Raw genomic sequence first — 26,297 nt, forward strand, 5'->3', positions numbered from 1 at the left:
GTTTCCCAGGTCAAATGTGAACGGCGGGGGTACGGGGGTACGAGCCGTACCCCCGCCGTTTTCAGCAGGTCAAAGTGAGTTTCGGAGGGGGGTACAGTCCGTACCCCCGTACTCCCCCACAAGCACGTACACCCCCGCGGTCTCAACAACCGCGCCTTCGTCGATCAGGTCGGCCAACGTTGAGTCAAGATCGCCCCGTAGGTCGTTGCGCATCGCCGACCGAAGATCCTTTCGGCTGGCTTCGGCGCGCCCGAGCCTGCGCAGGACAGCGCTACGGGCTCGATTTCGGAGATGCTGCGCCGCCCGATCGTGGAGTAGGTCGGCCTCGTCTGCCTTCACCTCGGCACGCGCACGGTTCGCCGCTCGGGTGCGCTCGGCGAGAGTCCGTTCGATGCCGGTGCGGGCGCGGTTCGACTCCCGGATCACGAACCCCGCCAGCCTCCAGTCCTCATCATCGATGACAGTGCGACCGTCGAGGATCAATAGCGCGGCCGCCACCTTCAACTGAGTCAACATCCGGTGCCCGTCCAGGGGGTCGACGTCCTCGCCCCGAAGGATCGCGACCCGGTGCCGGTCCATCGCCACACGAGCAATCTCAGGCACGGTCAGGTTGACAGGGCCGCTACCCCAGCGCGGCAGCTTCACCACGAACGGGGCCGGTGCCGGCGGCGGCTCGTCGGGTGCATCCGGGTCATCGACACGGAGGAACACGAACCGTTGCGGCGTTCCGCCATCTGCGTCATGCAGCAACGGTCCGGCTTTCGCCGGCTGCACTCCAACGAGCAACGATGCCCGGTAAGTGTGCGCGGGCAACACCGAGCACGTGGCCTTGGATGCGTTGTTGAAACCAAGCTGCTCACCCATGTACAGCTTCCGCAGTTCGGCCATGAGCGTGGCACCCTGCCTCTGCCCAAGCGCCGTGAGAGTGTCGACCTCGGGTACCGAGAACAGCGCACGCGTACGGGGATTTGGCTCCTCGTCGCCGGTCCCTGCAGGGCGGTACGTGCGCGCCACACCTTCCCCCGATCCGAGCGGCAGCTCGTCGAGGTCGATCACTCGGCTGTTGAAGTCGACGAACTGCACCGCATCCCGACCAGCACCCTCGGAGGCACCCTTGCCAGCCCCCGACTGCCCTACGAGCGCACCGAACAGGTTGAGCGAGACAGAACCCCCCACCGTCGGCGGGATCATCACGTTGGGCTCGACGCTGGCGACAGCTCTTGCGAGGACAACGAGAAGTGTCGACCACGGCCCGGATCGTCGGGCTCGGGCGAACTCGCGAATATGCTCAAGGACCGGACGAGCAGTCCAGAATCGTTCTGCCACCGGCAGTTCCGTCACAGAGAAGCTCATATCGCTGCCCCCGTCGCCTCGCGGAGTCTGAACAACCGACCGGCGTGCGCGACAGCGGCGTCCCGTCCCGATTGAAGCAGCGGCAGAAGGTCGTGTTCAGCGAAACCCGCCGAGGCCTCAACCAATGACTTGCCTAGAATCTCGAATCTCCTCCTGTAGGAATCGGATACGACGGCACATGCATACGACGAGACGGCGAGCGGCGAGGCTGCAGCCTCGCTGGTGACGACATCGAGCAGGTGCTTGCGGAGCATCGCGCCCACGTGACCTGCGGTCAGCCCACGGCGGGTCAGCTCATCGAGGACTATGACCGGGTCGTGCGGTAGTCCTGCGGCACGCAACTCGGCGGCAGTCTCGAATATCACGCCGAGACTAGGGTTGTCGAAATCCGCTTCACGCACATGCGCGAACGCTGCGGCGGCGTCAACTGCGGATGCTCGGAGGATCGCGGCATCGAGCAGGCCCTCTGCAACGAGAGCCTGCGATGACGTTAGGAAGGCGATCGATTGGGGGTCAAAATTCGATACCATGCGGGGTATCAACCTTTCCAAGTTCGACCCCCGGGGCCGGTTCTCAGTAGTGAGGTCGCCGGCCTCCGGGGTCGCGAATCAAGGTCGTTACAGACCTTCGACACGCATCATTCGGTCAGTTCGAGCGGAGGCTCCCGCGATCGACGTAGATCCAGAAATGAGAGAGCAGAATCAGCGCCACAGCGAGCGCGATCACAACGACTCCCAAACCTCGGCCTCGCTGCAATGGAAGGAGCGAACCCCCTCGGCGAGATCTGCGGCCTGTACAAGCACGGAACCGAGCAAACGAGCAACTCTCGGGCTCAGGCTCCGGCGGATTTCGCACCGCACCTGCATCTCGGTCCCGCAGAGTCGACCCGCAATGAGGAAATCGACGGCAGCGATCGCCACGGCCATGTTGCCGTCGCTGACGAGCACACGTTCATAGGTGCGGAACACCTTTGGCGGGGCCACGGTCTCATCGCAATCGAGCGTGGGCGCGACACCGACGAACCAGTGCCCGACACTGTCAGCAACAATCCGGTACTCGAGCACGTCGCCGCCGCCGAGCGTGGCGGTCATCGTGGCGGGGTCGAACGCCATGCTGGTACCGAGGTCATCAGCCCACGTCGACGCGTGGGTGATCGCGGCATCCTTCGCGGCCACGTCTGTCGTGAACGTGCCGAGCTGGTCAACCTGCCCAGTATCGAACTGGCAGGCCACCGCGTAACGGGTAGAGTCGGTCATCGAACCTTCTTCTTGGTAGGGGTTGGATTCGCTGCCCGTCCGGTGTTCGAGCACCGGGCGGGCGTTTTCGTTCGTAGCCATCAGGGCCATCAGGCCGCGCCGCCGGTGACCTGGTCGTCCTCCCACGCAGTGATGTCGCTGAGCTTGTAGCGGGCGAACCGGCCGATCTTCGAGAATCGCGGCCCCTTCTTCTGCGTCGCCCACTGCGCCAACGTCTTCGCGGGCAGCTTCAACCTGTCTGCGACCTCTTCGCGACTCAGCCAGTAGTCCTCGCTCGTGTGCACTTTCACTCCCATCTCATAATTCGCTCGTCTCAACCGAGTTTCACGATACATGATGAGAATCGTTGGTCAACACCGAAAAACGCGATAGCCTACTGTCGTGGATGCAGACGAAGCGGTTGGCAAGCGAATCGAGGATCTGAGGGTTTCCCAAGGGCTCAGCCAGGGGGAACTATCGGACAAACTCCGCGCCGCCGGCCTGAACTGGTCCCAAGGGACGCTGTCGCGAGTCGAGGCGGGCACCCGCCCGGTCCGGTTCACGGAGGCGTTTACGGTCGCCAACGTTCTCGGAATCGACGCGATAGCCTTGGCTCCCGCAGGCGGTGGCCTTCAGTACGTCTACCACCAGGATCTAGACGCGATAGTTGCGGAACTGCAGCGCCTACAAGCGAACCAACGACAGTTCGATCGGGCGATCGGCGCATCTGAGACCATGCGATTCGCGATCGAACTATCCGAAGGCCGGCAGGGGCCCTACGTCGTACACTCATCGGTAGCTGCAATTACCCACTGGCTGGCACACCATATGCGGACCACTCCAGTGAGCGCGCTGGAACTGCTGGGCATTCCTCGCGCGGTCACCACTGACCAGTTGGCCCGCGCCGCAAAGGACTTTCAATCCATTAAGAAGTCCGGTCTCGACCCGGAATGGGAAGGGCCAGACTATGCCCCACATCTTGGCGAGTGGATCAGCAACTTCATAGACAGAATCAGCCTCGACGTCGTTCGGCCGGAAGGCAAAGGTCGGGATTGGATGTTCACCCTTGCCAAGGTCGAGGAGCGACTACACGACGCGGCGATAGCCAGCCTGTGGAGTCGTTACTTTCCGTTCGTTACCGAGTCCGCGAACGCTCGAGATACCCGCGACATGAGGCTCGAAAGCCCAGCCGTCGAAGGAATCGACGTGACCGAAATTGAGATGCAGAGCACAATGCCCATGCAGCCCCCGTCTGCAATCCAACCCTAGATGGCAGGCAGACCGCCGCTTCGAATCGGGCAGCACGGGAAGATCACTCGCCGCGACCTCGGCGGCGGAATCTGGCTCGCGCACTGCCGATTCCGTGACACAGACGGCGTCGTCAGGCGCGTTGAGCGACGCACACCCGATGGCACCCGCGACCAACACGGAAAGGTCGCCGAAAGGGAACTCCTCGACCACCTTGATTCTCGCCGCACACCGAGCGAGGACGAGGTGACCGACTCGACCACGGTCACAGCCCTGGTCACGACGTACTTGACTCGCCTCGAGGACGAAGGCCGGGCAGCGGCGACGATGGACACGTATCGATACGCGGCTGGCAAGCTCGAGACGAAGATCGGCAGCGTCCGGGTAGGCGAAGCTACCGCGGGGCGGATAGACAGCGCTATACGGGCGATGAGCAAGGCACACGGGCCAACGATGGCACGGCAGGCGAAGACGATCCTTCGGGGCGCCCTCGGTATCGCGGTCATCGCCGGGGCGCTCGACTCGAACCCGGTGCGCGACGTCTCCCCCATCAAGTCCAAGACACCACCGAAGGGTGCACGGGCACTCACTGCAGACGAGCTGCGCGGCCTGATCGTCGCACTCGGCGAGTCCGAGTACTGCACGGCGAACGACCTCGTCGACCCGATCACCCTCCTGATCGCGACGGGCCTACGCCGCTCGGAGCTACTCGCGCTGCGGTGGTCGGACGTCGATGACGACGCCCGCACCGTGGCCGTGTCCGGGAAGGTCGTGCGTGCGAAGGGTATCGGGTTGCAACGCGTCGAGTCCGCGAAGACCGCAGCTGGGCTCCGAACCATCCCCCTGCCACTGTTCGCGCTCGACATCCTCAAGAGGCGAGCGGATCAGCCACAGCTTGGGACGCTCGGGGTGATCTTCCCGTCGACGGCCGGCACTCTACGTGACCCGAACAACTTCGCGAAGCAGTGGCGCAAGGTCCGCGACGACCTCGGGGTGCCCGACACGTCATCCCATAGCTTCCGGAAGTCCGTGGCAACCCTCATCGACGAGGAGGGCCTATCCCCTCGAATCGGGGCAGATCATCTCGGGCATCGGCACGTCAGTATGACGATGGACCGGTACATGAGCCGCGGTCGGACGCACTCCGCAGTGGCGGATCTGCTGGACAGAGCCGTCGCCATAAACGACGAATAAACGTCGGATGGCACCTCTCCCGGTTGGGAAAAGTGCCATCTACGTGGGGCGGGCGGGGCTCGAACCCGCGACCAATGGATTATGAGTCCACGGCTCTAACCGACTGAGCTACCGCCCCTCCGCGGCGACGGGCGCCACAGAACGCTGTCCGCATCGAACAGCGCTTCGGAATGGTACCCGGAAATGCGCGGGCGATTCGACACCGGGTGAGACAGCGATGTCGTCATCGTCACACCGATTACCGCCCAACGAAAAAATCCTCCCACCCTGTGGGGGTGGGAGGATTTCACGCGCTCCCCCGGCTGGACTCGAACCAGCAACCGTTCGATTAACAGTCGAATGCTCTGCCAATTGAGCTACAGGGGATTGTCCTGCGGTGCTCCGCGGTTTCCCCCGGTGCGTGGAAAACCATAGCGCTCAACCCGCCGCGGTGCCAAATCGCCTGCACAGTGCGCGTCCGGGCCAAGATCAGGCAGGATGGAACAGACGCGCAGCCACGGGTGGAAGGACAGCACATTGATGGGTTTGTTGGTCGGAGTCGCTGCGGGCTATGTGCTCGGCACCAAAGCGGGTCGTGCCCGATACGAGCAGATCAGCAAGACCGCGAGGGCGGTGGCGGGGAGCCCGGTCACCAAGAAGGCGATCGAGGTGGGACGGCAGAAGCTCGCCGACTCGCTGAGTCCTCAACCGAAGCTCGAGCCGATGAAGCCGATCGACGAGCACACGACGATCATGATCCCGCGGGATCAGCTCAAGAAGTAGCTGCTCAGCCGGCCAGGCCGTCGCCGCTCGTATCGCCGATGGCCTGGTCGAGCAAGCTCCGCCGGTACTGCTCGAGTGCCATGAGGTCGCCGAGCAGCGCGTGGAACTCGTCCGATTCGGTGGCGGGCGAGATGCGCTGCAACTTCGACTTCAGTTCCGCGACCTGCTCCCCCACCCACACTTCTTGCAGGCGTGCCAGCACGCCGCCGATGTAGCGCGGAATGCGGTCTTCCTCGGCCGGTATCGGCTCGACTGCGAGTTCCATCACCAGCGAATGCGCGACGGGGTCCTTCGCTGCCCGGCCGACCGCGTCGACCCACTCGCCGCCACCCATACCCGAACCGGTGCCGCCCGCGGCAGCGACCGCTGTACGGACCGCTGCGTACGCCGGATCGGTGAAGGTCTCCTTGGGCAGCGAATCGAATACGGTGCCGGCAATGCCCGGGTACTGGAGGGCGGCCTTGAGCGCGTCGCGTTGCGGCCACAGGGACGGGTCGTTCGGGCGGGGCCGGCGCAACGCCGACGCGGGCGCCTGGGGCGCCACGGTGGCTCCGGCCCGGGACTTCGTTTCCGGTGCGCGGGCACCGCGCCGGGCTTCGTCCTGCACCCGGCGCCGCACAGCGGGAATGTCGTCCCAGCCCACCCAGTGCGCGAGTTGCACCGAGTAGTTGTCGCGCAGGGTGCGGTCCTTGATCTGTGCGACCACCGGAACACAGCGGCGCAGCGCCTCGACTCTTCCCTCCGCGTTGTCCAGATTGTGTTCGGAGAGAATGGATTTCACCACGAACTCGAACATCGGAGTCCTGCGGGCGACGAGATCGCGCACGGCGCCGTCACCGGACTCCTGCCGGAGTTCGCAGGGATCCATGCCCTTGGGGGCGATGGCGACGTAGGTTTTCGCCGCCGTCTTCTGGTCGCCCTCGAATGCTTTCATCGCGGCGGCTCGGCCGGCGTCGTCACCGTCGAAGGTGTAGATGACCTCGCCGCGGAAATAGCTGTCGTCCATGAGCAGGCGGCGCAGCATGGCCAGGTGCTCGTCGCCGAAGGCGGTTCCGCACGCGGCCACGGCGGTCTTCACGCCGGCGAGATGCATGGCCATGACGTCGGTGTAACCCTCGACGATCACCGCCTGGTGTGATTTGGCGATCTCGCGCTTCGCGAGGTCCAACCCGAACAGCACCTGAGACTTCTTGTACAGCTGCGTCTCCGGCGTGTTCATGTACTTCGCGGTGATCTGGTCGTCGTCGTACAGCCGTCGCGCCCCGAACCCGATGACGTCACCGGAGAGATTGCGGATCGGCCACAACAGTCGCCGGTGGAACCGGTCGATGGGTCCGCGGCGCCCCTCCCGCGACAGTCCGGCCGCCTCGAGTTCTGCGAACTCGAACCCCCGACCGAGAAGATGCTTGGTGAGCAGGTCCCATCCGGCGGGCGCGAAGCCGCAGCCGAACGTCTCGGCGGCGGCGCTGTCGAAGTTGCGCTCGGTGAGGTAGTCGCGCGCCGCCTGGGCACCCGGGGTGCGCAGTTGCTCGGCGTAGAACTCCTGGGCGGCGGCATTCGCGGCGACGAGGCGGGCACGGGTACCGCGGTCGCGCTGGACCGACGGCCCGCCGCCTTCGTAGTTGAGGGTGTAGCCCACGCGCTCCGCGAGTTGCTCGACGGCTTCGACGAAACTGACGTGTTCGATCTTCTGCAGGAACGAGTAGACGTCGCCACCCTCCCCGCACCCGAAGCAATGGAAGTGCCCGTGGTTGGGCCGCACGTGGAACGACGGCGACTTCTCGTCGTGGAACGGGCACAGCCCCTTCAGGGAGTCGGCGCCGCCTCGCTTGAGTGCGACGTATTCACCGACGATGTCTTCGATGCGGGCGCGGTCGCGAATGGCCGCGATGTCTCTGTCTGAAATTCGGCCGGCCACGACGTCGATTCTAAGCCGCTCGGCCGCCGCGGCCCGCAGCGGTGGTCCCGCGTCGCGGCGCTACCCCCAGCTGGCCTGCGCGGCGAGGCTGTCCCGGTCGATGCGCTCGAGCCGGGATTCGGTGCACGACGCGATCTGATCGACCACCACGCGCACCCGCGCCGCGTCGTCGGGTGCGTCTTTCCACGCCGCGGCGAAGAACGGATCGAGGCCCACCGGCGCCGTCCGCAGCAGCCATTCCGCGACGCGGTGGATCCGCTCGCGCTGCGCCTCCTGCCGGGTGCGGTGCACGCGGTCGGACATGACGAACTGCAGCGCCATCGTCTTGAGCAACGCCACCTCGGCGGCGACCACGGGCGGAATCACCAGGTCGGCGTCGTATCTCGTGACGGGTTGGTCACCGGTGACCTCCCGCGTTCCCAGGATCGCGGCGGTGGCGTATCGGCCGACGAGTTCGCTGGTGAGGCGTTTGAGAGCGACGGAACTGGCCAGGGTGCCGTCGAAGGTTCCGACGTCGATCACGACGGGCATCTCCGACAATCGTTTCGCTGCTTCGGTGAGTTCGTCGGGGACGAGATCGGAGAATTCGCGCATGCCCAGTTCGATGAGCGCGGACACTGCGTCCGCGTCGCCGAGCACCCGCAGGTCGATTCGGCCGTCGATGACGCCGTCCTCGACGTCGTGCACCGAGTACGCGACGTCGTCGGACCAGTCCATGATCTGCGCCTCGAGGCATTTGCGGCGATCCGGCGCGCCCTCCCGCACCCACGTCAGCACTTCGACGTCGTCGTCGTACGCGCCGAACTTCGCGCCCGGAGACGGCCGCGTCCACGGATATTTGAGCGTCGCGTCGAGGGCGGCGCGGGTGAGGTTCAGGCCGGCGCTCGTGCCGTCCGGATAGAGAACCTTGGGCTCCAGGCACGTCAGGATGCGCAGGTTCTGCGCGTTCCCTTCGAATCCTCCGCACGGCGCCGCCACCGCGTCCAGGGCGCGCTCTCCGTTGTGCCCGTACGGCGGGTGCCCGATGTCGTGGGCGAGTCCCGCGAGGTCCACGACATCGGCGTCGGCGCCGATTCCCTCCGCGATGCTGCGGCCGATCTGCGCGACCTCCATCGAGTGCGTGAGCCGGGTGCGCGGAGTGTCACCGTCGCGAGGGCCGACGACCTGAGTCTTGTCGGCCAGCCTGCGCAGGGCAGCGGAGTGCTGGACCCGCGCGCGGTCGCGCGCGAATGCGGTGCGGTCGGCGGCGGCCCGTTCAGCACCGATCAACGCCGAGCGCTTCGGCGGTTCGGCGACACGCCGCTCCAGATCGTGTTCGCTGTAGCCCTGCATCAGATCCGTCCTTCGTCGCACCGGCCGTACGTCTCCCGGCCCCTACTCACATGTACGCCTACCCATATCTTCGTCCTTCACCATCTCGGCCTCCCACCCGCGGTCACTGCTCTGCTGTGTACGGGAAGTCCGCGGAGAAATGGGTGATCTGGTACCAGATCAACGCGCCCGTTTCGCGGGCGATCGCGTGAAACTGCGAGTTGCGGGTGAACACCGCCGGGCCCTGACGGGTCGGCGCGGTCCATGCCTCGAGACCAGAGTCGCGGGCCATGGTCCGGGTGCGCAGCGAATGCCACGGGTCGCTCACCAGCACCGACGACGACAACCCCAGCTCGCCCATGTCCCTGCTCACGGCTTCTACGCTGCGCAGCGTGTCGGATCCCTCTTCCACCGCCATGATCGCGTCCGCGGGCACGCCCCGGGAGACGAGATAGTTCTTGCCCGCGGCCGCTTCGGTGAACAGATCGCCTTCCTGCTTGCCACCGACGGTGACGATCATCGGCGACACCCCTGCCTCGTACAGCTTGAGTGCCTGCTCGAGTCGTGCTTCGAACACCGACGACGGTGTGCCGGAGTACTGGGCGGCGCCGAGCACGACGATGGCGTCGGCGGGCGTCCTGTCGTCGATACGGGCGACCTGCCACACCCGTATCGCCGTTCCGCCGACGACGAGGATCGCGGCGAGCAGCGCACCGACCACCAATCGCCTCAGCCACCGGGTGATGCGGGCGCCCGTGCCGAGATCGTCCTCGGCGCGGCCTGGCGCGGGGACCCTGGGGTGGGATGCGGTACTCACCCCTCAAGTCTGCCAGTGGACGCGGGGAACGAAGCAGGGCGACGCGCCGACCGTGCTTCGTTCCCGCGAACCACTAGATTCGTTGTCATGCCCCACGCATCGTCCCCGCGCCGACGTCCCGCCCGGATCGTGCCCGCGCTGCTACCCCTCCTGCTCGCCGCGACTGCGTGGCTGCTGATGCCCGTCGCGGCGTCGGCCGAGCCCCCGTCACGACTCCAGTCACCGATCAGCGACAGCGCCGGAGTCCTCGATGCCGACGACGTCGCACGTATCCAGCAGGCGGTGGACACGTTGTACGACGAGCACCGCCTGCAACTGTGGGTCACGTACGTGTCGACCTTCGACGGCCAGAACTACGACGCCTGGGCGCAGGCGACCGCGCGAGCCAGCAACTTCGGTCCGGACACTGCCCTGCTCGCCGTCGCTACCGACGACCGCGAGTTCGCGTTGTGGACCCCGAACGGGTCGGATATTTCCCAGTCGGAACGCAACCGCATCAGCTCGAACGACATCACGCCCGCGCTGCGCACCGGTGACTGGGCGGGCGCCGCCGTGGCCGCGGCGGACGGCCTCGATGCCGCGTTGACGCCCTCGAGCGCGCCCACCACGACACTGCTCGTCGGTGGCGGCGTGATCGCCGCGGGTGCCGGCGGCGTCTACGCATATTCGCGGCGGTCCAAGCGCAAGCGTGCCGAGACGGCCGCCGCGCGCGCAGCGGCGATCGATCCCGCCGATACCGGCGCACTGGCCGCGCTCCCGCTCGAGGGTCTCGAGCTGCATGCCCAGAAGGTACTGGTGGAGACGGACAACGCAGTGCGCTCGAGTTCGGAAGCACTCGAGCTGGCGCGCGGCGAATTCGGCGACACGGCAGTTCAGCCGTTCGACCGGGCGTACCGGCAGGCGCAGGCCGCGCTCGCGAACGCGTTCGAGATCCGGCAGCGTCTCGACGACGACATCCCGGAGACCCCGGAGCAACAGCGCGAGATGCTGGTGCAGCTCGTCTCGTCGTGCGGGCAGGCCGACCGCGAGCTCGACGCGCAGGTGGAGGCGTTCGACCGGATGCGGGACCTGTTGCTCGACGCTCCCGACCGGCTCGACGCACTGACACAGCGCGCCATCGGCCTGCGGGCACGTATCCCGCAGGGCGAGGCCGCTCTCGCGCAGCTGACCGAAGAATTCCCGGCGGAGGCGCTCGCGCCCGTCAAGGACAACGTGTCGCTCGCGGTCGAGGAGATCGAGTACGCCGAGAAGGCCATCGATGAAGGCCGGGTCGCGGTGTCGCGTCCGGCGGGTGAGCAAGGTGACGCGGTCCGCGCGATCCGCGAGTCCGAACGCGCACTCGGACACGCGGCAACGCTCCTCGACGGTGTCGAGCACGCCGCGGAGGACATCCGCCACGCGATCGCGACTCTTCCGGCTGCCATGGAAGATGCGGCGCAAGGCATTGCCGACGCCGAAGGGCTCGTTGCCGCAGGTGGCCCGGAACTCGCCGAAGCGCGCCGAGCCGCCCAGGAGGCACTCGAGCATGCACGGGCCGCGCAGCACACCGACCCGCTGGGAAGTTTCACGCGGGTCGTGGAAACCGACGCGCGCCTCGATGCCCTGCGGGCGCAGACCCGCGCGGCTCGAGAGGAGGAAGCGCGGGCCCGCCGGCGGCTCGAGCAGGATCTGACCGCCGCCCAGGCACAGGTCACCGCCGCATCCGATTTCATCGGCACGCGACGCGGCGTCGTCGGCGCGGAGGCACGCACGAGGCTGTCGGAGGCGCAGCGCCATCTGGACGCGGCCCGGCAGCTGGCGTCGACGGACGCAGCCCAGGCGCTGCAGCACGCCCAGACGGCGTCGGCCCTCGCGTCCCGCGCCTTGAGCGCCGCACGCCGGGATGTCGAGTCGTGGGAACGTCGCAACCCGCCGCGCGGTGGCGGTTCGTCGGGAGGCAACATCGCCGGTGCCGTGCTGGGCGGCATCCTCATCAACAGCGTGCTCGGGGGCGGCGGGCACGGCGGCGGCTTCGGAGGCGGCGGCTTCGGGGGCGGCGGCTTCGGGGGCGGCGGAGGCGGATTCGGCGGGTCGAGCGGCGGCAGGTTCTGACGCCGCACAGGTAAAACCCTGGTGGGAAAATGCCCGCTCAGCGGGCAACAACTCACCCGAGTTCACAAAGACTCGCCGGCCCTCCCGTGATACGGGAGGGCCGGCGAGTCGAGTGAGAGTCGGATCGACCGATCAGCAGCCGATCAGGCGCTGCGCGAGGTAACCCTCGACCTGGTCGAGCGCGACGCGCTCCTGCGCCATCGAGTCGCGCTCGCGGATGGTGACCGCGTGGTCCTCGAGGGTGTCGAAGTCGACGGTGATGCAGAACGGCGTGCCGATCTCGTCCTGACGACGGTAACGGCGGCCGATGGCGCCGGCGTCATCGAACTCGATGTTCCAGTGCTGGCGCAACTGGGCGGCGAGATCCTTGGCCTTGGGGCTCAGATCGGAGTTGCGGCTCAGCGGCAGCACGGCGGCCTTGACGGGCGCGAGGCGGCGGTCCAGCCGCAGCACCGTGCGCTTGTCGACCCCGCCCTTGGCGTTGGGTGCCTCGTCCTCGGTGTAGGCGTCGACGAGGAACGCCATGAGCGAACGGGTGAGGCCGGCTGCGGGTTCGATGACGTACGGCGTGTAGCGCTCGTTCGTCGTCTGGTCGAAGTAGCTCAGGTCGGTGCCCGAATGCTGCGAGTGCGTCGACAGGTCGAAGTCGGTGCGGTTGGCGACGCCCTCGAGCTCACCCCATTCGCTGCCCTGGAAGTGGAAGCGGTACTCGATGTCGACGGTGCGCTTCGAGTAGTGCGACAGCTTCTCCTGCGCATGCTCGTACAGGCGCAGGTTGTCCTTGTTGATGCCCAGCCCGGTGTACCAGTCCATCCGGTAGTCGATCCAGTACTGGTGCCATTCCTCGTCCTCGCCGGGCTTGACGAAGAATTCCATTTCCATCTGCTCGAACTCGCGGGTGCGGAAGATGAAGTTGCCGGGGGTGATCTCGTTGCGGAAGCTCTTGCCGATCTGGCCGATGCCGAACGGCGGCTTCTTGCGCGACGTGGTGAGCACGTTCGCGAAGTTCACGAAGATGCCCTGAGCGGTCTCCGGACGCAGGTAGTGCAGGCCCTCTTCGCTCTCGATCGGACCGAGGTAGGTCTTGAGCATCATGTTGAAGTCGCGCGGCTCGGTCCACTGGCCCTTGGTGCCGCAGTCCGGGCACACGATCTCCGACATCGCCACGGCGTCGGGGTCGTCGAGCTTGTGCTTCTCGGCGTACGCCTCCTGCAGGTGGTCCTGGCGGTGGCGCTTGTGACAGCTCAGGCATTCGACGAGCGGGTCGTTGAACACGCCGACGTGGCCGGACGCGACCCACACCTGGCGCGGGAGGATCACCGACGAGTCGAGGCCGACGACGTCGTCGCGGCTGGTGACCATGTTCCGCCACCACTGCTTCTTGATGTTTTCCTTGAGCTCGACTCCGAGCGGCCCGTAGTCCCAGGCCGACCTGGTGCCGCCGTAGATCTCACCACAGGGGTAGACCAGTCCTCGGCGCTTGGCGAGGTTGGCGACGGTATCGATCTTGGATTTGGGTGCCACTCGGATTCTCTCCATCTTCGATGCGGGTTTTCGCAGCTTGCGTCGACTACTTAGACTATCGCTCCCCGCCACGGCGACGAATTCCTGGCGGTTGACATGCACATCCATGCATATCAAAATGGTATCGGTTTGCAATAAGCCCCGAGAGCGCGAGGAGTCCCGTGAGTGTCGACGCCGGTCACGACGAGTGCCGCACGGACAACGAGGCCCCCCGCGCGACGCCGGCCCACCCGCCGGCCCACCCGCCGGTCTCGCACGACACGCTCGTCGCCGCGGGCGAACTGCTCCGCGCACTCTCGGCACCGGTCCGCATCGCCATCGTGCTCGAACTGCGCGAATCCGCGCGCTGCGTCCACGAACTCGTCGGCGCACTCGGCGTGACCCAGCCTCTGATCAGCCAGCACCTGCGCGTTCTCAAGACCGCAGGCGTGGTCCGGGGCGACCGCACCGGCCGCGAAGTTCTCTACCGCCTGGCCGACGACCACCTCGCTCACATCGTCATCGACGCTGTCGCGCACGCTCAGGAAGGATGACGACCGTAGTGACCTCCGCACGCAAGCCCCTGGTGGGGGTGCGCTCGACCAGACAACGCAGCGCGATCGTGGATCTGCTCGACAACACCGAAGAGTTCCGTTCCGCACAGGACCTGCACGACGAACTGCGCAAGCGCGGGCACGGCATCGGTCTGACCACCGTCTATCGAACCCTGCAGTCCCTCGCCGAGACGGGCAGCGTCGACGTGCTCCGCACCGACTCGGGCGAATCGCTGTTCCGTCGCTGCTCCTCCGGACACCACCATCACCTCGTGTGCCGCCACTGCGGGTTCACCGTCGAGGTCGACGGGCCCGAAGTCGAGCGCTGGTCGCACGAGGTCGCCGACACGCACGGGTTCGACGACGTCAGCCACACGGTCGAGATCTTCGGAACCTGCCGCGACTGCGCACTGGCGAGGGCGTGACGAGCGGGTAGGTCAGCCGCAGGTGCAGTTACCGCACCCGCAGTCCCCGCCGAGCAGGTTCTCACCGGCCACGGTGTCCGCGGGCCCGTCGAACACGCATGCATCGCCGCCGAGCCTGTCGGCCAGCGCACGCACCTGCCCGACGAGCGGAACCACGGCGCCCACGGCGCGCAACAGGTGCAGCGGCACGAGCGGGCACGCAGCGACACGCTGCTCGGCAGTGACCCGGTCGTGGTGCAGAACGAACTTGAACTCGGGGAACTCGAGTTGCAGGTCGGTGAGCACCTCGGCGGCGCGCGCCCGGTCCGCGATGTTCTCGGCCAGGAACGTCGCCAGGTGCACGACACCCGCTTCCGCATCGGCGGTCGCGAACGTCGGCACGTCCTCGATCCAGATCGGAACGTCACCGTCCTCGTCGGGTTCGGGTGCGTCGTCCATCGCCTGCGCCAGCGTGCGGATCACCAGGTCGCGCAGCGCGTCGTCGCCGGTGGTCGCCACCGCGAGGTCCCACTGTTCCTCGCCGGTACCCGCGTCGCCGGTCATGCGTTCCCCGTTCCGGATGTGCCCGCGACGTTCTCGCGGGCTTCGGCCACTCCGTCGAGGACGAGCAGCAGCATGGTGGTCAGCGGAGAATCCTCGAGCCCGGTGGCGGGGAACGAGTAGCGGACGATCACGTCCGCGACGGACTCCCGTTCGATGACGTGGATGGAACCGAACTGCAGCGCCTCGGCGGCGGTGGCGACGCGGTTGCGCACCTCGTCGCCGAGTGGGAGATCCCACGCGAGCACGCCGGTCAGCGACACCACGTCCAGTCCCTCGGTGAGGGTGACGACCTGCAGTGCGAACGGGACGGCGCCGTAGTCGAATCCGAACGACCCGTCTCCGTTGTCCTCGGCACCGGGAGTCCGCAACTGGACGAACGGCGTCAGCGCCGCGGCAATCCGGTCTCTCAGCGCGGTCATTTCACACCTCCGAACCGGCGGTCGCGCGAGGCGTACTCGACACAGGCGGCCCACAGGTCGCGACGGTCGAAGTCGGGGAACATCTTGTCCTGGAAGACCAGTTCTGCGTACGCGGACTGCCACAGCAGGAAGTTCGACGTGCGCTGCTCCCCCGACGGCCGGAGAAACAGGTCGACATCGGGCATGTCGGGTTCGTCGAGGTATCGCGCGATGGTGGCCTCGGTGATGCGTTCCGGATCGAGGTCCCCCGCCGCGACCCGCCGTCCGATTTCCCTGGCCGCGTCGGCGATCTCGGCGCGACCACCGTAATTGACGCACATCGTGAGAGTCATCACAGTGTTGTCGCGGGTCAGTTCCTCCGCGGCTTCGAGTTCCTTGATGACGCTGCGCCACAACCGCGGACGACGCCCGGCCCACCGCACGCGGACACCCATCTCGTGCATCTCGTCGCGGCGACGACGGATCACGTCGCGGTTGAAGCCCATGAGGAAGCGCACCTCGTCGGGGCTGCGCTTCCAGTTCTCGGTGGAGAACGCGTAGGCCGACAGCCACGTGATGCCCATCTCGATGCACCCGCACACGGTGTCCATCAGGACTTCTTCACCGCGTTCGTGACCGGCGGTGCGCGGCAGTCCACGTTCCTGCGCCCAGCGCCCGTTTCCGTCCATCACCAGCGCGACGTGCCGCGGAATCAACTCGGGTTGGAGGATGGGCGGCGTGGCCCCCGACGGGTGCGGGTCGGGCGGCCGGATCGCGCGATCAGGCGATGGGTGTGGGGCGCGTCGTCGAATCACGGGTCCCATCCTGCCTGACGCCCGAACCGCCCCGTTCGGCCACGTAGGTGCCGCCGCGTTCGACCAGGGGCAAGGATCGCAGTTGGCGCTCGAGATGCCATTGCAGGTGCGCGGCGACGAGCCCGCTGGCCTGGCTCCGGACCCCGGCCTCGGTTGCTTCCGTCTCGGCCCACCTGCCGTGGGCGAGCGCGTCGAGCAAGGCGAAGACGGCGGGAGCGGGCGTCGCCGCGCCGGGGGGACGGCAGTGCACGCACACGGCGCCGCCGGCAGCGACATGGAAGGCGGTGTGCGGACCGGGCCGGTCGCACCGCGCGCAGTGCGTGATCGCGGGCGCCCATCCGGCGTAGGCCATCGCGCGCAGGAGGTACGCGTCGAGAATCAATTCGGGTGGGCGGGTGTGGTCGCACACCGCGCGCAGCGCCCCGACGGTCAAGGCATGCAGGCGCGGGGCGGGCGCCCGCTCTTCGCCGGCGAGCCGCTCGGCGGTCTCGAGAATGGCGCACGCGGTGGTGTAGCGGGAGTAGTCGTCGACGATGCCGACCGCGAAGGCGTCGAGGGTCTGCACTTGGGTGACGATGTCGAGACTGCGTCCGGGGTGGAGTTGCACATCGACGTGCGCGAACGGCTCGAGCCGGGCCCCGAACTTCGACCGGGTTCGGCGCACTCCCTTCGCGACGGCGCGGACGAGGCCGTAGCGGCGGGTGAGCAGTGTGACGATGCGGTCGGCTTCGCCCAGCTTGTGCTGGCGCAGCACCACCGCGTTGTCCCGATACAGCCTCACCACCCGAGTGTTTCACGTCGCCACGACACGCGGCACCGCGCCGCCGACTCCGGCCACGGGAAAATCCTCGACGTCGAAACGAGAACACGTTATCGTTCGTTCGAACGAACAGTGAGGGAGAACGATGAGCGCACCTGCCCGCCCCCGGGGTCTCGCCGATACCGCGAACGACCTCGCGAACGGCACCGTCACCTCGCACGACCTGGTGCGCACCGCGCTGGACCGGATAGACGCGTCGCAGGCAGAGTTGAACGCCTTCCGGGTCGTCCGGCGCGACAGTGCGCTGTCCGAGGCCGCAGACGCGGACCGCCGCCTCGCGGCGGGCGAACGTCGCGCGCTGCTCGGAGTGCCCGTCGCAATCAAGGACGACACCGACATCGCGGGTGAGACGACGATGTTCGGATGCGCGGGCACGTTCGCCGTCAAGGAACACGACGCGGAGGTGGTGCGCCGTCTGCGCGACGCCGGAGCGGTCATCGTCGGCAAGACGCACTCCCCCGAACTCGGTCAGTGGCCGCTCACCGGCGGCGACGCGTTCGGTCACACCCGCAGCCCGTGGTCGCGTGACCACACCCCCGGTGGTTCGTCGGGTGGCAGCGCCGCTGCCGTCGCCGCAGGGCTCGTTCCCGCAGCACTGGGCTCCGACGGCGCCGGATCGGTCCGTATCCCCGCGTCGTGGTCGAATCTGGTGGGCATCAAACCGCAGCGCGGCCGGATCTCCATGTGGCCCGACGCGGAGGCCTTCCAGGGCCTGACCACCCACGGCCCGCTGGCCCGGACGGTCGCCGACGCGGCGCTGTTGCTGGACGTCGTCTCGGGAAACCACCCCGGCGACCGGCACACTCGGGAGAAGATCACCGTGTCCGATGCGGTGGGGCGCGACCCCGGCAGACTGAAGATCGCTCTGTCGCTGAAGCTTCCGTTCACGGCGACACCGACCCGCCTCGATCCGCGGGTGCGTATCCGGCTCGCCGCGTTCGCCGCCACCCTGCGCGACCTCGGTCACGACGTCACTCTCGCCGATCCCGACTACGGGATCCTGTTCGGCCTCAGCTTCCTGCCCCGCTCGATGGCCGGGATCGAGGACTGGCTCCACCGACTGCCGGACCCGGCCCTGGCCGACGTGCGGACCCGCGCCAACGCACGTACCGGGCGGATGCTCCACGGTGCGCCCCTGCGCGCGGCACGGGGCGCGGAGCCTCGCCTCCGCCGGCGAGTCGGCCGGATCTTCGACCGGTTCGATGTCGTCGTCACTCCGACGACGGCGACACCCCCGCTGCCGGTGAACGCGATCGACGACATCGGCGGGTGGGCCACCGACAAGGTCATCACGGCCGCCTGCCCGTACGCGTGGCCGTGGAACGTACTGGGCTGGCCGGGGATCAGCGTCCCGGCCGGATTCACCGGCGAGGGTCTTCCCGTGGGCGCTCAGCTCCTCGGTCCCGAGGACTCCGAGCCGCTGCTGGTTTCCCTTGCGTCGCAACTCGAGTCGGTTCTGCGCTGGCACGAACACACCCCGGAGCCGTGGTGGTGACCGAGCCCGCCTCCGTTCGGTCACGCATCATCGATGCGACCCTCCACCTCGTGGGCACCGACGGGATCGCCGGAGTCACGAACCGCCGCATCGCGTCTCGTGCCCAGGTGTCGCTGGGCTCGATCACGTACCACTTTCCCACCCAGGAAGACCTGCTGCGCGCCGCACTGACTCACTTCGCCCGCGAAGAGACCACGAGGTTGCGGGAGATCGCGGATTCGTATCGCGGCAAGGAGATTTCGGTGCAGGATGCGGCGACCCTGACCGAGCAGGTGGCAGAGAGTCTGGCCTTCTCCGCAGAACGGATCGCACCGTTCGAGTTGTACGTCCAGGCCGGCCGCGACCCGAATCTGCGCGCCGCCGCCGACGAGTGCTGGCGCGCCTACGACGCGCTGACCTTCACCATCTTGACCGAACTCGGCATACCCCGCGCCGAGACCCTCACCCCCACGCTCGTCGCGACGATTGCGGGGCTGCAACTCCGGCGCTTGTCGACGGGTGGGGGTGCCGATCTGGCCGGCGCGGTGCTGCTCCTTCTCCGGCAGTCCGGTACGCCCGGGCACCGGGATCCGGACCCCGGTACGGGCTAGAAACCGAGGCGGCCCAGCTGTTTCGGGTCTCGCTGCCAGTCCTTGGCGACCTTGACGTGCAGATCGAGGTAGACCTTCACACCGAGCAGTTTCTCGATCTGTGTGCGGGCTGCGGTCCCCACCTCACGGAGGCGCGCGCCGCCCTTACCGATCACGATGCCCTTCTGGCTGGGACGTTCGACGTAGAGCACAGCGTGCACGTCGAGCATCGGGCCCTGCTTCTCGGTGCGACCCTCGCGTTCGACGACCTCGTCGATCACCACGGCGAGCGAGTGCGGCAGTTCGTCGCCGAGACCTTCGAGGGCAGCTTCGCGAATGAGCTCGGCCATGAGGGTTTCTTCGGGTTCGTCGGTGAGTTCGCCGTCCGGGTAGAAGGCGGGACCCTTCTCCATGTTCGACGCGATCACGTCGACGAGCACCTCCACCTGCTCACCGGAGGTCGCCGACACCGGCACCACGTCGGCGTTGTCGCCGAGCAGTTTCGACACGGCCAGGAGCTGTGCGGCGACCTGCTGCTTACCGACCTTGTCGATCTTGGTGACGATCCCGATCAGCGGGGTCTTCGGCGCGACGTGCCGCACCTGCTCGAGGATCCACCGGTCGCCGGGGCCGATCTTCTCGTCCGCCGGGAAGCACATGCCGATGGCGTCGACTTCGGAATACGTATCGCGCACAAGGTCGTTGAGCCGCTGGCCGAGCAGGGTCCGCGGACGGTGCAGGCCCGGAGTGTCCACGAGGATCAACTGCGCGTGGTCGCGGTGCACGATCCCGCGAATCGTGTGCCGCGTGGTCTGCGGCCGCGACGACGTGATGGCGATCTTGCTGCCGACGAGCGCATTGGTCAGCGTCGACTTTCCGGTGTTCGGCCGGCCGACGAAACAGATGAAGCCGGAACGGAAGTCGGGGTCGGTCATGCGTGCTCCTCGGTGGTGTCCGTGCTGGTGTCGTTGCTCTCGGGTTCGGGCGCCCGCTGTACGAAGACGGTGCTCACCCGCACCCGCCCGCGCACGTCCGGGCCGCCCTCACCGCGCAGGATGAGCCCGTGCGTGGTGACCTCGGACCCGGGCAGCGGGACGCGGCCCAGTTCGTAGCCGAGCAACCCGCCGACGGTGTCGACCTCGTCGTCGTCGATCTCGGTGTCGAACAGTTCCCCGAGATCTTCGACGGGAAGCCGCGGGGACACGCGGAAGGTCCCGTCGCCGAGATCCTCCACGTCGGGAATCTCCGCGGTGTCGTACTCGTCGGCGATCTCACCGACGATCTCCTCGATGACGTCTTCGATCGTGACGAGACCGGCGATGCCGCCGTATTCGTCCACGAGCACCGCCATGTGGTTGCGGTCGCGCTGCATGTCCGACAGCAGGTCGTCGAGGCGCTTGGAGTCCGGAACGAACACGGCCGGACGCATGACGTCGGCGACCGAGACGCTGTGGCCGCCGTCGTTGGAGTAGTACGTCCGCTTGACCAGGTCCTTGAGGTACACGACGCCGCGGATGTCGTCGACGTTCTCACCGATCACCGGGATGCGGGAGTGTCCGCTGCGGACGGCGAGGGACGTGGCTTGACCGGCCGACTTGGTCTCCTCGATCCACACCATCTCGGGCCGGGGCACCATGATTTCGCGGGCCGTGGTGTCGCCGAAATCGAAGACCGACTGGATCATCCGGCGCTCTTCGTCGGCGACCACACCGCGCGCCTGCGCGAGATCGACGAGTTCGCGCAGTTCGATCTCGTTCGCGAACGGGCCGTTGCGGAATCCCCGGCCCGGGGTGACCGCGTTACCCACGAGAATGAGGATGCGGCTGACGGGTCCGAGCAGGACACCGAGCATCCGCAACGGGACGGTGGCGGCCAGAGCGAGTGGGTACGCGTGCTGTCGCCCGAGCGTGCGGGGGCCGACGCCGATCACGACGTAGTCCACGATCACCATGACGGCAGCGGCAACGACCAACGCCCACGTCCTGTCGAAGACGTCGAGCAGCGCGCCCGCGAGGACGACGGTCGCGGCGATCTCGCACAGGATGCGGAGCAGCACCGAAAGATTCACATAGCGGGGCCGGTCGTCGAGGATTCCGAGCAGGCGCTGCGCGCCGCCTCGGCCGTCCTTGGCGAGTTCTTCGACGCGCGCGTGCGAGACGGTGTTGAGGGCGGAGTCGAGTCCGGCGAACAACCCGCCGAGGATCACGAGTACGACGGCGAGAACGACGAGTGTCAGTGTGCTCACGCGGTCCGACCTCCCCGAACGGACTCGATCCCTACACGTCGATGACGCCGGCTGCCGCCGGGTCTATCGTCCCCCGTCATGATTCGGGAGTGTCGACGAAGCCGGCCTTGCCCAGCAGGCTCCGGTCCCGTTCCGCGAGGCGCGCCTGCTCCTCTGCTCGGCGCAGTTCCTCGTACCACTCGGTGAGGAGCTGGTTCTGCAGTGCGAACATCTCCTTCTCCTCGTCCGGTTCGGCGTGGTCGTATCCGAGGAGATGGAGCATTCCGTGCACGGTGAGCAGCGCGAGTTCGTGCGCGACCGGGTGGCCCGCCTTCTCGGCCTGCTCGGCCGCGAACGGCGGGCACAGCACGATATCGCCGAGCATCGCCGGCCCGGGCTCGGGCGCGTCGGGCCGACCGCCGGGCTCGAGTTCGTCCATGGGGAACGACATCACGTCGGTCGGGCCGGGCAGATCCATCCAGCGCATGTGGAGGTCGGCCATCGTGTCGGAATCGACGAGGACCATCGACAGTTCCGCCGCGGGATGGACATCCATCCGGGCGATCACGAAACGGGCTACGTCGAGGAGGTCTTCCTCGGAGACCTCCATCCCTGATTCGTTCGAGATCTCGATGCTCATCGGTGTCGATCCTTCTTCACTACGGCCTTCTGCACGACGGCCTTCTGCACTGCGGACTGGACGGGGGGTGGGGCGGCCGTCACCGGCGCGGCACCCGCTGCTGCGATGCGGCGCGGCGCTGGGCGCGGTTGCCCTGGCCGGAGCCGTCCTCTCGGGCCGCCTCGAAACGCCCGTAGGCGTCGACGATGTCGGAGACGAGACGGTGGCGCACCACGTCGCTGCTGTCGAGTCGCGCGAAGTGGATGTCGTCGATGCCCTCGAGGATCTCGGTCGCGGCCGCGAGACCGGACCGGGCACCGCCCGGCAGATCGATCTGGGTGACGTCGCCGGTCACGACGATCTTGGCCCCGAATCCGAGCCGGGTGAGGAACATCTTCATCTGCTCGGCGGTGGTGTTCTGCGCCTCGTCGAGAATGATGAACGCGTCGTTGAGCGTGCGTCCTCGCATGTAGGCGAGCGGCGCGACCTCGATCACTCCGGCTTGCATGAGCTTCGGGATGGCCTCGGGGTCCATCATGTCGTGCAGCGCGTCGTGCAGGGGCCGCAGATACGGGTCGATCTTTTCGTGCAGGGTGCCCGGCAGGAATCCGAGGCGCTCCCCGGCTTCCACCGCAGGCCGGGTGAGAATGATGCGGTTGACCTGCTTTGTCTGCAGCGCCTGCACGGCTTTGGCCATGGCCAGGTACGTCTTGCCGGTGCCGGCAGGACCGATCCCGAACACGATGGTGTGGGAGTCGATTGCGTCGACGTAGCGCTTCTGGTTGAGCGTCTTGGGCCTGATCGTCTTACCCCGCCGGGACAGGATGTCGAGGCTCAGGACGTCGGCCGGTGACTCCGACAGCCCCTGGGTGAGCATGCCGACGGTGCGGCGGACGGCATCGGGGCCGAGGGTCTGGCCGCGGCGCACGATCGTCACGAGTTCGCCGAATACGCGTTCGGCGAGGGCGACGTCGGCGGGGCTGCCGCTCAGGGTGACAGTGTTGCCGCGCACATGGATATCCGCGGCCAGGGCACTTTCGAGGGCGATGAGGTTCTCGTCCGTCGCGCCGAGAAGAGGCGCAGCTACGTCCGGCGGAAGGTCCAGGCTGGACCGAACCGGAGTGGGTTCGATGTTCTCAGGGTCGCGGGTGCGGTCTGGTTGACTCACGTGGACGGTACGGCCTGCTTTCCGTTCAGCTCCGGCACGACGGTCGTCGTGTCCGCACCAGTCTAGCGCTGTGCGTTGGCACCCTTCACGGCATTGATTTCCGTGCCGCGCGGGTCACCGCGCCGATCGTCTCTCCCGTGAGCGCTCACCACCCACCGGCGCGCGTCGTCGAGCACGTCCGGCGACCGGTCGACGGGCACTCCTGCCAGCACGAGAACGCCGAGAGCCATGCTCTCGCCGTCGTCGCGGACCAACCCGAAGTTGGCTTGCTCCAGCACGGACATGGTCAGCCCCTCCATCATCCCGACGAGTACCGCCGTGGGCAGGTAGGCGGGAAAGAGGCCGGAGTCACGTCCGCGTTCGACGACGTCGACCGTCCGGGTTCGCACCGGAGCGATGAGTTCGGCGATCCGGTGGTCGCCGACTTCTTTGCGGGCGAACGACAGCAGCATCCGGAAGCGGTCGCCGACCGGCCACGTGCGCAGGGCCCCGACCGCGAGGGCGACCGCGGGATCGTCGGGTTCGGGGTGGTCGAGAACGTCCGCGAGCGCGGCCGACGCTTCGTCGGAGAGACCGTCGACGAGCGCTTCGCGGTTGGGAAAGTGGGCGTACACCGTCCGGCGCACCACGCCGGCGGCACGCGCGACGTCGTCCATGCTGGCGTCGGGGTCCGCGGCGAAGCACGTCATCGCGGCGTCGAGGATGCGGCCCCGGTTGGCATTCGCTCGCGTCCGCGGCCGTCCGGCCGAATCCTCCACGCTGTTCATCCTCTTTCCCCGGCTCCCACTCGAGCTTCCAGTCTACTTGCACAGCCGTGTACAAATAACTAAGTTGCACACGGCTGTGCAAATAGAGCGTCCCGCGACGCCGACGCAGGAGGAACCATGTCCGCACCCGTTGCCGGGACCGGCCGCACTCTCGGAGCCGAGGCTCCCTATCGCCTGCGGTGGGCGGGTCTCGGAGTGCTGTGCCTGAGCCTGCTCATCGTGGTCATGGCCAACACGGCCCTGATCGTCGCAGCACCGAGCATGCTGCGAGATCTGCACCTCACCAGCGCCGACATGCAGTGGATCATCGACGGGTACACCGTCCCGTACGCCGCGCTCATGCTGCTGTGCGGCGTGCTCGGCGACCGGTTCGGCCGGCGACGCGCCCTGCTCGCCGGCTTGGCGGTCTTCGCCGCAGGTGCCGTGTACGGCAGTCTCGCCGGCTCGGCCTTCGACGTGATCGCCGCGCGGATCGTGATGGGCGTCGGCGCGGCGGTGATCATGCCCGCCACGCTGTCTCTCCTGGTCGCCATGTTCCCCGGCCACGAACGCGCCCGCGCGATCGCCGTGTGGGCCGCGACGTCCGGGCTCGCCATCGCCCTCGGCCCCCTGCTGGCGGGCTGGCTGCTCGAATCGCACGGATGGGGCTCGACGTTCCTCATCAACGTCCCGATCGCCGCCGCCGCAGCGATTGCCGCGGTTGCGCTCGTCCCGGCGTCCAGAGCGGCGGATCTCGAGCGCACCGACTGGGTCGGTGGCGCCCTGTCCATCGTCACGGTGGGCGGTCTCGTCTACGCCATCATCGAGGGCGCCCACGCCGGTCTGCACCCCACGGTGCTGGTCGCGTTCTTCGCTGCATCCATCGCCGCCGCGGTGTTCGTCGCCTGGGAACTCCGGCACCCCCAGCCGCTGCTCGACCTGCGACGGGTCGCCGACCGCGCAGTCGGAGGCGCGAGTATCTCCGTGCTGCTGCTCTTCTTCGCCACGTTCGGTGCGATCTACTTCGTGGCGCAGCAATTCCAGTTCGTCTTCGGATACGGACCACTCGAGACGGGGCTTCGGCTGCTTCCCCTCGCCGTGGCGGTATCGCTGGGCGCCGCGCTGAGCAGCCGGGTGGCTCCCCGCTGCGGAGAACGTGTCGCCGTGGGCGGCGGCCTGCTCCTGGCCGCGGCAGGTGTCCTCGTCCTGGCCGTCTTCGACCCGGCGTCCGGATACGGCCCGTTCCTTGCCTCGCTGCTGTTGCTCGGCGTGGGCATCGGAGTTGCCACGCCGCCGGCCACCGACCTCATCATGGGCGGCTTCCCGGAGTCGGAACTCGGTGCGGCGGGAGGCCTGAACGACACGGCCGTCGAGTTCGGCGGCTCGCTGGGTATCGCGCTGCTCGGATCCGTGCTCGCCGCCTCGTACCACCGCGGCATCTCCGAGTTCCTCGACGGTCTGCCGCTGAGCGAGGTCACGGGCCCGATGGCCGCGCGCGCCGCCGAGGCCGTCGAGGCCGCGGGCGATTCCGTCGGTGGCGCTGCGATTGTCGCGGAGGAACTGGCGAAGAACCCGTTCACGTCGTCGTACACCGAGCCGCTGCTCGAGGCGTCGGGAGCGGCGTTCTCCCATGCGGTCGGGGTGGGCAGCCTGGTCAGCGGTGTCGTCCTCGCGATCGGGGCGGCTCTGGTGATCGCGCTTCTTCCCCGCCGAGCAGAACCGGCCGGACCGGATCAGGCCGTGAGCAGTTCCCGCGACAACGCCCAGGATCGCGAGGTCTTGTCCAGAAACGCGTAATGATCCTCGCCGTCGACGACGTGCAAGGTCACGTCGTCTCCGGCGGCACGGGCAGCCTTCTCGTAGCGAGTCGCAACGGAAACGGGAACCTGGGCGTCCTCGCTTCCGTGCACGACGGCGACCGGCACACCGATCGGAACGCAGTGCATCGGCGACGCCGACCGGTACAGCGCGGGATCCTCGTCGTACTGCATCCCGAAGAGGTCCTCGATGTAGTCGATCCTGCGCCCGCGTTCCCCCGCCGACGCCAGGTCGAGCGCACCTGCCTGCGCGACCACCAGTTGCGGTCGCGGGGTGACGGGCTGGGCCGCGAGCCAGACGGCGAGTTGACCGCCGGCCGAGTGTCCGACGATACGCACGCGGTCCAAGTCGACTGCGACACCCGACTTTTCGGCACACTCCGCGACCAGGGTGGGTATGGCGTGGTACGCGGCAAGGATGTCGGCGGACATCTCCGGCCAGCGGCCGCCCGCCCCGATCCTGCGGTACTCCACGTTCCACGCGACCACCCCGTGGCGGGACAGATCCAGTGCGATCGGGGTACCGAGATTGAGCCCGTACCGACCGCTCCAGTACCCGCCGTGCACGACCATCACCACGGGCACGGGGCCGTTCGCGGCCTCGGGGAGATAGAGATGACCGAACTGTTCGGGGCCGGGACCGTAAGGGATTCGCGTGCGGGACATGGCGAA

The 26,297-nt window shown here is 67.6% G+C and carries 27 protein-coding genes and 2 tRNA genes; 9 read left to right on the forward strand and 20 right to left on the reverse strand.

Features of this window, described 5'->3' with window-relative positions; genetic code table 11:
- Nucleotides 1-69 precede the first annotated feature (69 nt).
- The 4 genes from HF877_RS06250 to HF877_RS06265 form a co-directional block, all read right to left on the reverse strand.
- On the reverse strand, nucleotides 70-1,341 hold the full coding sequence (locus HF877_RS06250) for a hypothetical protein (RefSeq protein WP_206036656.1): 1,272 nt from the start codon (nucleotides 1,339-1,341) through the stop codon (nucleotides 70-72).
- An 8-nt stretch (nucleotides 1,342-1,349) separates the two neighbouring features.
- On the reverse strand, nucleotides 1,350-1,883 hold the full coding sequence (locus tag HF877_RS06255; RefSeq protein ID WP_240952098.1) for a DnaB-like helicase N-terminal domain-containing protein: 534 nt from the start codon (nucleotides 1,881-1,883) through the stop codon (nucleotides 1,350-1,352).
- Between the two features lie 192 nt (nucleotides 1,884-2,075).
- The gene (locus HF877_RS06260; protein WP_169620295.1) at nucleotides 2,076-2,690 is read right to left on the reverse strand and encodes a hypothetical protein; all 615 of its coding nucleotides are present in this window, start codon (nucleotides 2,688-2,690) and stop codon (nucleotides 2,076-2,078) included.
- Nucleotides 2,691-2,698: 8 nt separating this feature from the next.
- Nucleotides 2,699-2,899, reverse strand: coding sequence for a helix-turn-helix domain-containing protein (locus HF877_RS06265; protein ID WP_346765076.1), 201 nt, complete (start codon nucleotides 2,897-2,899; stop codon nucleotides 2,699-2,701).
- Between the two features lie 91 nt (nucleotides 2,900-2,990).
- On the opposite strand from HF877_RS06265, the gene HF877_RS06270 reads away from it, so the two are divergent.
- Both HF877_RS06270 and HF877_RS06275 read left to right on the forward strand, forming a co-directional pair.
- A complete protein-coding gene (locus tag HF877_RS06270) occupies nucleotides 2,991-3,857 on the forward strand; it encodes a helix-turn-helix transcriptional regulator (RefSeq protein WP_169620297.1) in 867 nt (288 codons plus the stop codon).
- Nucleotides 3,858-5,030: a tyrosine-type recombinase/integrase gene (locus HF877_RS06275; protein WP_169620298.1), complete on the forward strand. Its 1,173-nt coding sequence runs from the start codon at nucleotides 3,858-3,860 to the stop codon at nucleotides 5,028-5,030. It abuts the gene before it with no gap.
- A 44-nt stretch (nucleotides 5,031-5,074) separates the two neighbouring features.
- On the opposite strand, the gene HF877_RS06280 is transcribed toward HF877_RS06275, so the two are convergent.
- Together HF877_RS06280 and HF877_RS06285 are read right to left on the reverse strand one after the other, a co-directional pair.
- Nucleotides 5,075-5,148, reverse strand: a tRNA-Ile gene (locus HF877_RS06280).
- 175 nt (nucleotides 5,149-5,323) lie between these two features.
- Nucleotides 5,324-5,396 (reverse strand) — tRNA-Asn (locus tag HF877_RS06285).
- Between the two features lie 150 nt (nucleotides 5,397-5,546).
- Here HF877_RS06285 and HF877_RS06290 point away from each other — a divergent pair.
- Entirely contained in the window at nucleotides 5,547-5,792 is a 246-nt protein-coding gene (locus HF877_RS06290; protein WP_206036732.1) for a hypothetical protein, read from the forward strand.
- Between the two features lie 4 nt (nucleotides 5,793-5,796).
- Here the strand turns inward: HF877_RS06290 and dnaG are convergent, their stop codons facing one another.
- The 3 genes from dnaG to HF877_RS06305 all read right to left on the reverse strand — a co-directional run bounded on the left by dnaG (nucleotide 5,797) and on the right by HF877_RS06305 (nucleotide 9,766).
- Nucleotides 5,797-7,710: a DNA primase gene (gene dnaG, locus HF877_RS06295; RefSeq protein ID WP_169620300.1), complete on the reverse strand. Its 1,914-nt coding sequence runs from the start codon at nucleotides 7,708-7,710 to the stop codon at nucleotides 5,797-5,799.
- 60 nt (nucleotides 7,711-7,770) lie between these two features.
- Nucleotides 7,771-9,042: a deoxyguanosinetriphosphate triphosphohydrolase gene (locus HF877_RS06300; protein WP_169620301.1), complete on the reverse strand. Its 1,272-nt coding sequence runs from the start codon at nucleotides 9,040-9,042 to the stop codon at nucleotides 7,771-7,773.
- 103 nt (nucleotides 9,043-9,145) lie between these two features.
- Nucleotides 9,146-9,766: a YdcF family protein gene (locus HF877_RS06305; protein WP_346765082.1), complete on the reverse strand. Its 621-nt coding sequence runs from the start codon at nucleotides 9,764-9,766 to the stop codon at nucleotides 9,146-9,148.
- A gap of 159 nt (nucleotides 9,767-9,925) precedes the next feature.
- Here HF877_RS06305 and HF877_RS06310 point away from each other — a divergent pair, with 159 nt between their 5' ends.
- Complete coding sequence (locus tag HF877_RS06310; protein ID WP_169620303.1) at nucleotides 9,926-11,929, forward strand: TPM domain-containing protein; 2,004 nt, start codon at nucleotides 9,926-9,928, stop codon at nucleotides 11,927-11,929.
- Between the two features lie 132 nt (nucleotides 11,930-12,061).
- On the opposite strand, the gene HF877_RS06315 is transcribed toward HF877_RS06310, so the two are convergent.
- The gene (locus tag HF877_RS06315; protein WP_169620304.1) at nucleotides 12,062-13,453 is read right to left on the reverse strand and encodes a glycine--tRNA ligase; all 1,392 of its coding nucleotides are present in this window, start codon (nucleotides 13,451-13,453) and stop codon (nucleotides 12,062-12,064) included.
- A gap of 161 nt (nucleotides 13,454-13,614) precedes the next feature.
- Here HF877_RS06315 and HF877_RS06320 point away from each other — a divergent pair, with 161 nt between their 5' ends.
- Together HF877_RS06320 and HF877_RS06325 are read left to right on the forward strand one after the other, a co-directional pair.
- The gene (locus tag HF877_RS06320) at nucleotides 13,615-13,986 is read left to right on the forward strand and encodes a metalloregulator ArsR/SmtB family transcription factor (RefSeq protein ID WP_169620305.1); all 372 of its coding nucleotides are present in this window, start codon (nucleotides 13,615-13,617) and stop codon (nucleotides 13,984-13,986) included.
- Complete coding sequence (locus tag HF877_RS06325; protein WP_169620306.1) at nucleotides 13,983-14,411, forward strand: Fur family transcriptional regulator; 429 nt, start codon at nucleotides 13,983-13,985, stop codon at nucleotides 14,409-14,411. Before HF877_RS06320 ends, HF877_RS06325 begins: the two co-directional genes overlap by 4 nt.
- Before the next feature lie 12 nt (nucleotides 14,412-14,423).
- Here the strand turns inward: HF877_RS06325 and HF877_RS06330 are convergent, their stop codons facing one another.
- The 4 genes from HF877_RS06330 to recO are packed head-to-tail and all read right to left on the reverse strand — an operon-like array spanning nucleotide 14,424 to nucleotide 16,948.
- Nucleotides 14,424-14,954, reverse strand: coding sequence for a hypothetical protein (locus tag HF877_RS06330; protein ID WP_169620307.1), 531 nt, complete (start codon nucleotides 14,952-14,954; stop codon nucleotides 14,424-14,426).
- Complete coding sequence (locus tag HF877_RS06335; protein WP_169620308.1) at nucleotides 14,951-15,373, reverse strand: hypothetical protein; 423 nt, start codon at nucleotides 15,371-15,373, stop codon at nucleotides 14,951-14,953. The genes HF877_RS06330 and HF877_RS06335 overlap by 4 nt, the downstream gene beginning before the upstream one ends.
- A complete protein-coding gene (locus tag HF877_RS06340; protein ID WP_206036658.1) occupies nucleotides 15,370-16,176 on the reverse strand; it encodes an isoprenyl transferase in 807 nt (268 codons plus the stop codon). Before HF877_RS06340 ends, HF877_RS06335 begins: the two co-directional genes overlap by 4 nt.
- Complete coding sequence (recO, locus tag HF877_RS06345) at nucleotides 16,133-16,948, reverse strand: DNA repair protein RecO (protein WP_169620310.1); 816 nt, start codon at nucleotides 16,946-16,948, stop codon at nucleotides 16,133-16,135. The genes HF877_RS06340 and recO overlap by 44 nt, the downstream gene beginning before the upstream one ends.
- Nucleotides 16,949-17,072: 124 nt before the next feature.
- Here recO and HF877_RS06350 point away from each other — a divergent pair, with 124 nt between their 5' ends.
- Both HF877_RS06350 and HF877_RS06355 read left to right on the forward strand, forming a co-directional pair.
- The gene (locus tag HF877_RS06350; protein WP_169620311.1) at nucleotides 17,073-18,482 is read left to right on the forward strand and encodes an amidase; all 1,410 of its coding nucleotides are present in this window, start codon (nucleotides 17,073-17,075) and stop codon (nucleotides 18,480-18,482) included.
- Nucleotides 18,479-19,072 (forward strand): TetR family transcriptional regulator, encoded by a 594-nt coding sequence (locus HF877_RS06355; protein ID WP_169620312.1) that lies wholly within the window; start codon nucleotides 18,479-18,481, stop codon nucleotides 19,070-19,072. The genes HF877_RS06350 and HF877_RS06355 overlap by 4 nt, the downstream gene beginning before the upstream one ends.
- On the opposite strand, the gene era is transcribed toward HF877_RS06355, so the two are convergent.
- The 5 genes from era to HF877_RS06380 all read right to left on the reverse strand — a co-directional run bounded on the left by era (nucleotide 19,069) and on the right by HF877_RS06380 (nucleotide 23,829).
- Complete coding sequence (gene era, locus HF877_RS06360) at nucleotides 19,069-19,986, reverse strand: GTPase Era (protein WP_169620313.1); 918 nt, start codon at nucleotides 19,984-19,986, stop codon at nucleotides 19,069-19,071. The genes HF877_RS06355 and era overlap by 4 nt on opposite strands.
- Nucleotides 19,983-21,296: a hemolysin family protein gene (locus HF877_RS06365; RefSeq protein ID WP_169620314.1), complete on the reverse strand. Its 1,314-nt coding sequence runs from the start codon at nucleotides 21,294-21,296 to the stop codon at nucleotides 19,983-19,985. Before HF877_RS06365 ends, era begins: the two co-directional genes overlap by 4 nt.
- A 76-nt stretch (nucleotides 21,297-21,372) precedes the next feature.
- Entirely contained in the window at nucleotides 21,373-21,915 is a 543-nt protein-coding gene (gene ybeY / locus HF877_RS06370) for an rRNA maturation RNase YbeY (protein ID WP_169620315.1), read from the reverse strand.
- 79 nt (nucleotides 21,916-21,994) lie between these two features.
- Nucleotides 21,995-23,062: a PhoH family protein gene (locus tag HF877_RS06375; RefSeq protein WP_169620316.1), complete on the reverse strand. Its 1,068-nt coding sequence runs from the start codon at nucleotides 23,060-23,062 to the stop codon at nucleotides 21,995-21,997.
- Between the two features lie 62 nt (nucleotides 23,063-23,124).
- Nucleotides 23,125-23,829 (reverse strand): TetR/AcrR family transcriptional regulator, encoded by a 705-nt coding sequence (locus HF877_RS06380; protein ID WP_169620317.1) that lies wholly within the window; start codon nucleotides 23,827-23,829, stop codon nucleotides 23,125-23,127.
- A 117-nt stretch (nucleotides 23,830-23,946) separates the two neighbouring features.
- Here HF877_RS06380 and HF877_RS06385 point away from each other — a divergent pair, with 117 nt between their 5' ends.
- Nucleotides 23,947-25,605: an MFS transporter gene (locus HF877_RS06385; protein WP_169620318.1), complete on the forward strand. Its 1,659-nt coding sequence runs from the start codon at nucleotides 23,947-23,949 to the stop codon at nucleotides 25,603-25,605.
- On the opposite strand, the gene HF877_RS06390 is transcribed toward HF877_RS06385, so the two are convergent.
- A complete protein-coding gene (locus tag HF877_RS06390) occupies nucleotides 25,542-26,291 on the reverse strand; it encodes a prolyl oligopeptidase family serine peptidase (protein ID WP_169620319.1) in 750 nt (249 codons plus the stop codon). The two genes, HF877_RS06385 and HF877_RS06390, sit on opposite strands and share 64 nt — an antisense overlap.
- Nucleotides 26,292-26,297: the final 6 nt, after the last annotated feature.

This window comes from Rhodococcus sp. BL-253-APC-6A1W, from assembly GCF_012843405.1.
Taxonomy (GTDB): domain Bacteria; phylum Actinomycetota; class Actinomycetes; order Mycobacteriales; family Mycobacteriaceae; genus Rhodococcus.

Excerpts from the sequence above, each read along its gene's own strand:
- ybeY (WP_169620315.1), bottom strand. The coding sequence starts at position 21,915 with ATGAGCATCGAGATCTCGAACGAATCAGGGATGGAGGTCTCCGAGGAA.
- HF877_RS06340 (WP_206036658.1), bottom strand. The coding sequence starts at position 16,176 with ATGGGACCCGTGATTCGACGACGCGCCCCACACCCATCGCCTGATCGC.
- era (WP_169620313.1), bottom strand. The coding sequence starts at position 19,986 with ATGACCGACCCCGACTTCCGTTCCGGCTTCATCTGTTTCGTCGGCCGG.
- HF877_RS06310 (WP_169620303.1), top strand. The coding sequence starts at position 9,926 with ATGCCCCACGCATCGTCCCCGCGCCGACGTCCCGCCCGGATCGTGCCC.
- HF877_RS06275 (WP_169620298.1), top strand. The coding sequence starts at position 3,858 with ATGGCAGGCAGACCGCCGCTTCGAATCGGGCAGCACGGGAAGATCACT.
- HF877_RS06380 (WP_169620317.1), bottom strand. The coding sequence starts at position 23,829 with ATGAACAGCGTGGAGGATTCGGCCGGACGGCCGCGGACGCGAGCGAAT.
- HF877_RS06300 (WP_169620301.1), bottom strand. The coding sequence starts at position 9,042 with ATGCAGGGCTACAGCGAACACGATCTGGAGCGGCGTGTCGCCGAACCG.
- HF877_RS06330 (WP_169620307.1), bottom strand. The coding sequence starts at position 14,954 with ATGACCGGCGACGCGGGTACCGGCGAGGAACAGTGGGACCTCGCGGTG.
- HF877_RS06350 (WP_169620311.1), top strand. The coding sequence starts at position 17,073 with ATGAGCGCACCTGCCCGCCCCCGGGGTCTCGCCGATACCGCGAACGAC.
- HF877_RS06260 (WP_169620295.1), bottom strand. The coding sequence starts at position 2,690 with ATGGCTACGAACGAAAACGCCCGCCCGGTGCTCGAACACCGGACGGGC.
- HF877_RS06255 (WP_240952098.1), bottom strand. The coding sequence starts at position 1,883 with ATGGTATCGAATTTTGACCCCCAATCGATCGCCTTCCTAACGTCATCG.
- HF877_RS06385 (WP_169620318.1), top strand. The coding sequence starts at position 23,947 with ATGTCCGCACCCGTTGCCGGGACCGGCCGCACTCTCGGAGCCGAGGCT.
- HF877_RS06390 (WP_169620319.1), bottom strand. The coding sequence starts at position 26,291 with ATGTCCCGCACGCGAATCCCTTACGGTCCCGGCCCCGAACAGTTCGGT.
- HF877_RS06335 (WP_169620308.1), bottom strand. The coding sequence starts at position 15,373 with ATGACCGCGCTGAGAGACCGGATTGCCGCGGCGCTGACGCCGTTCGTC.
- HF877_RS06325 (WP_169620306.1), top strand. The coding sequence starts at position 13,983 with ATGACGACCGTAGTGACCTCCGCACGCAAGCCCCTGGTGGGGGTGCGC.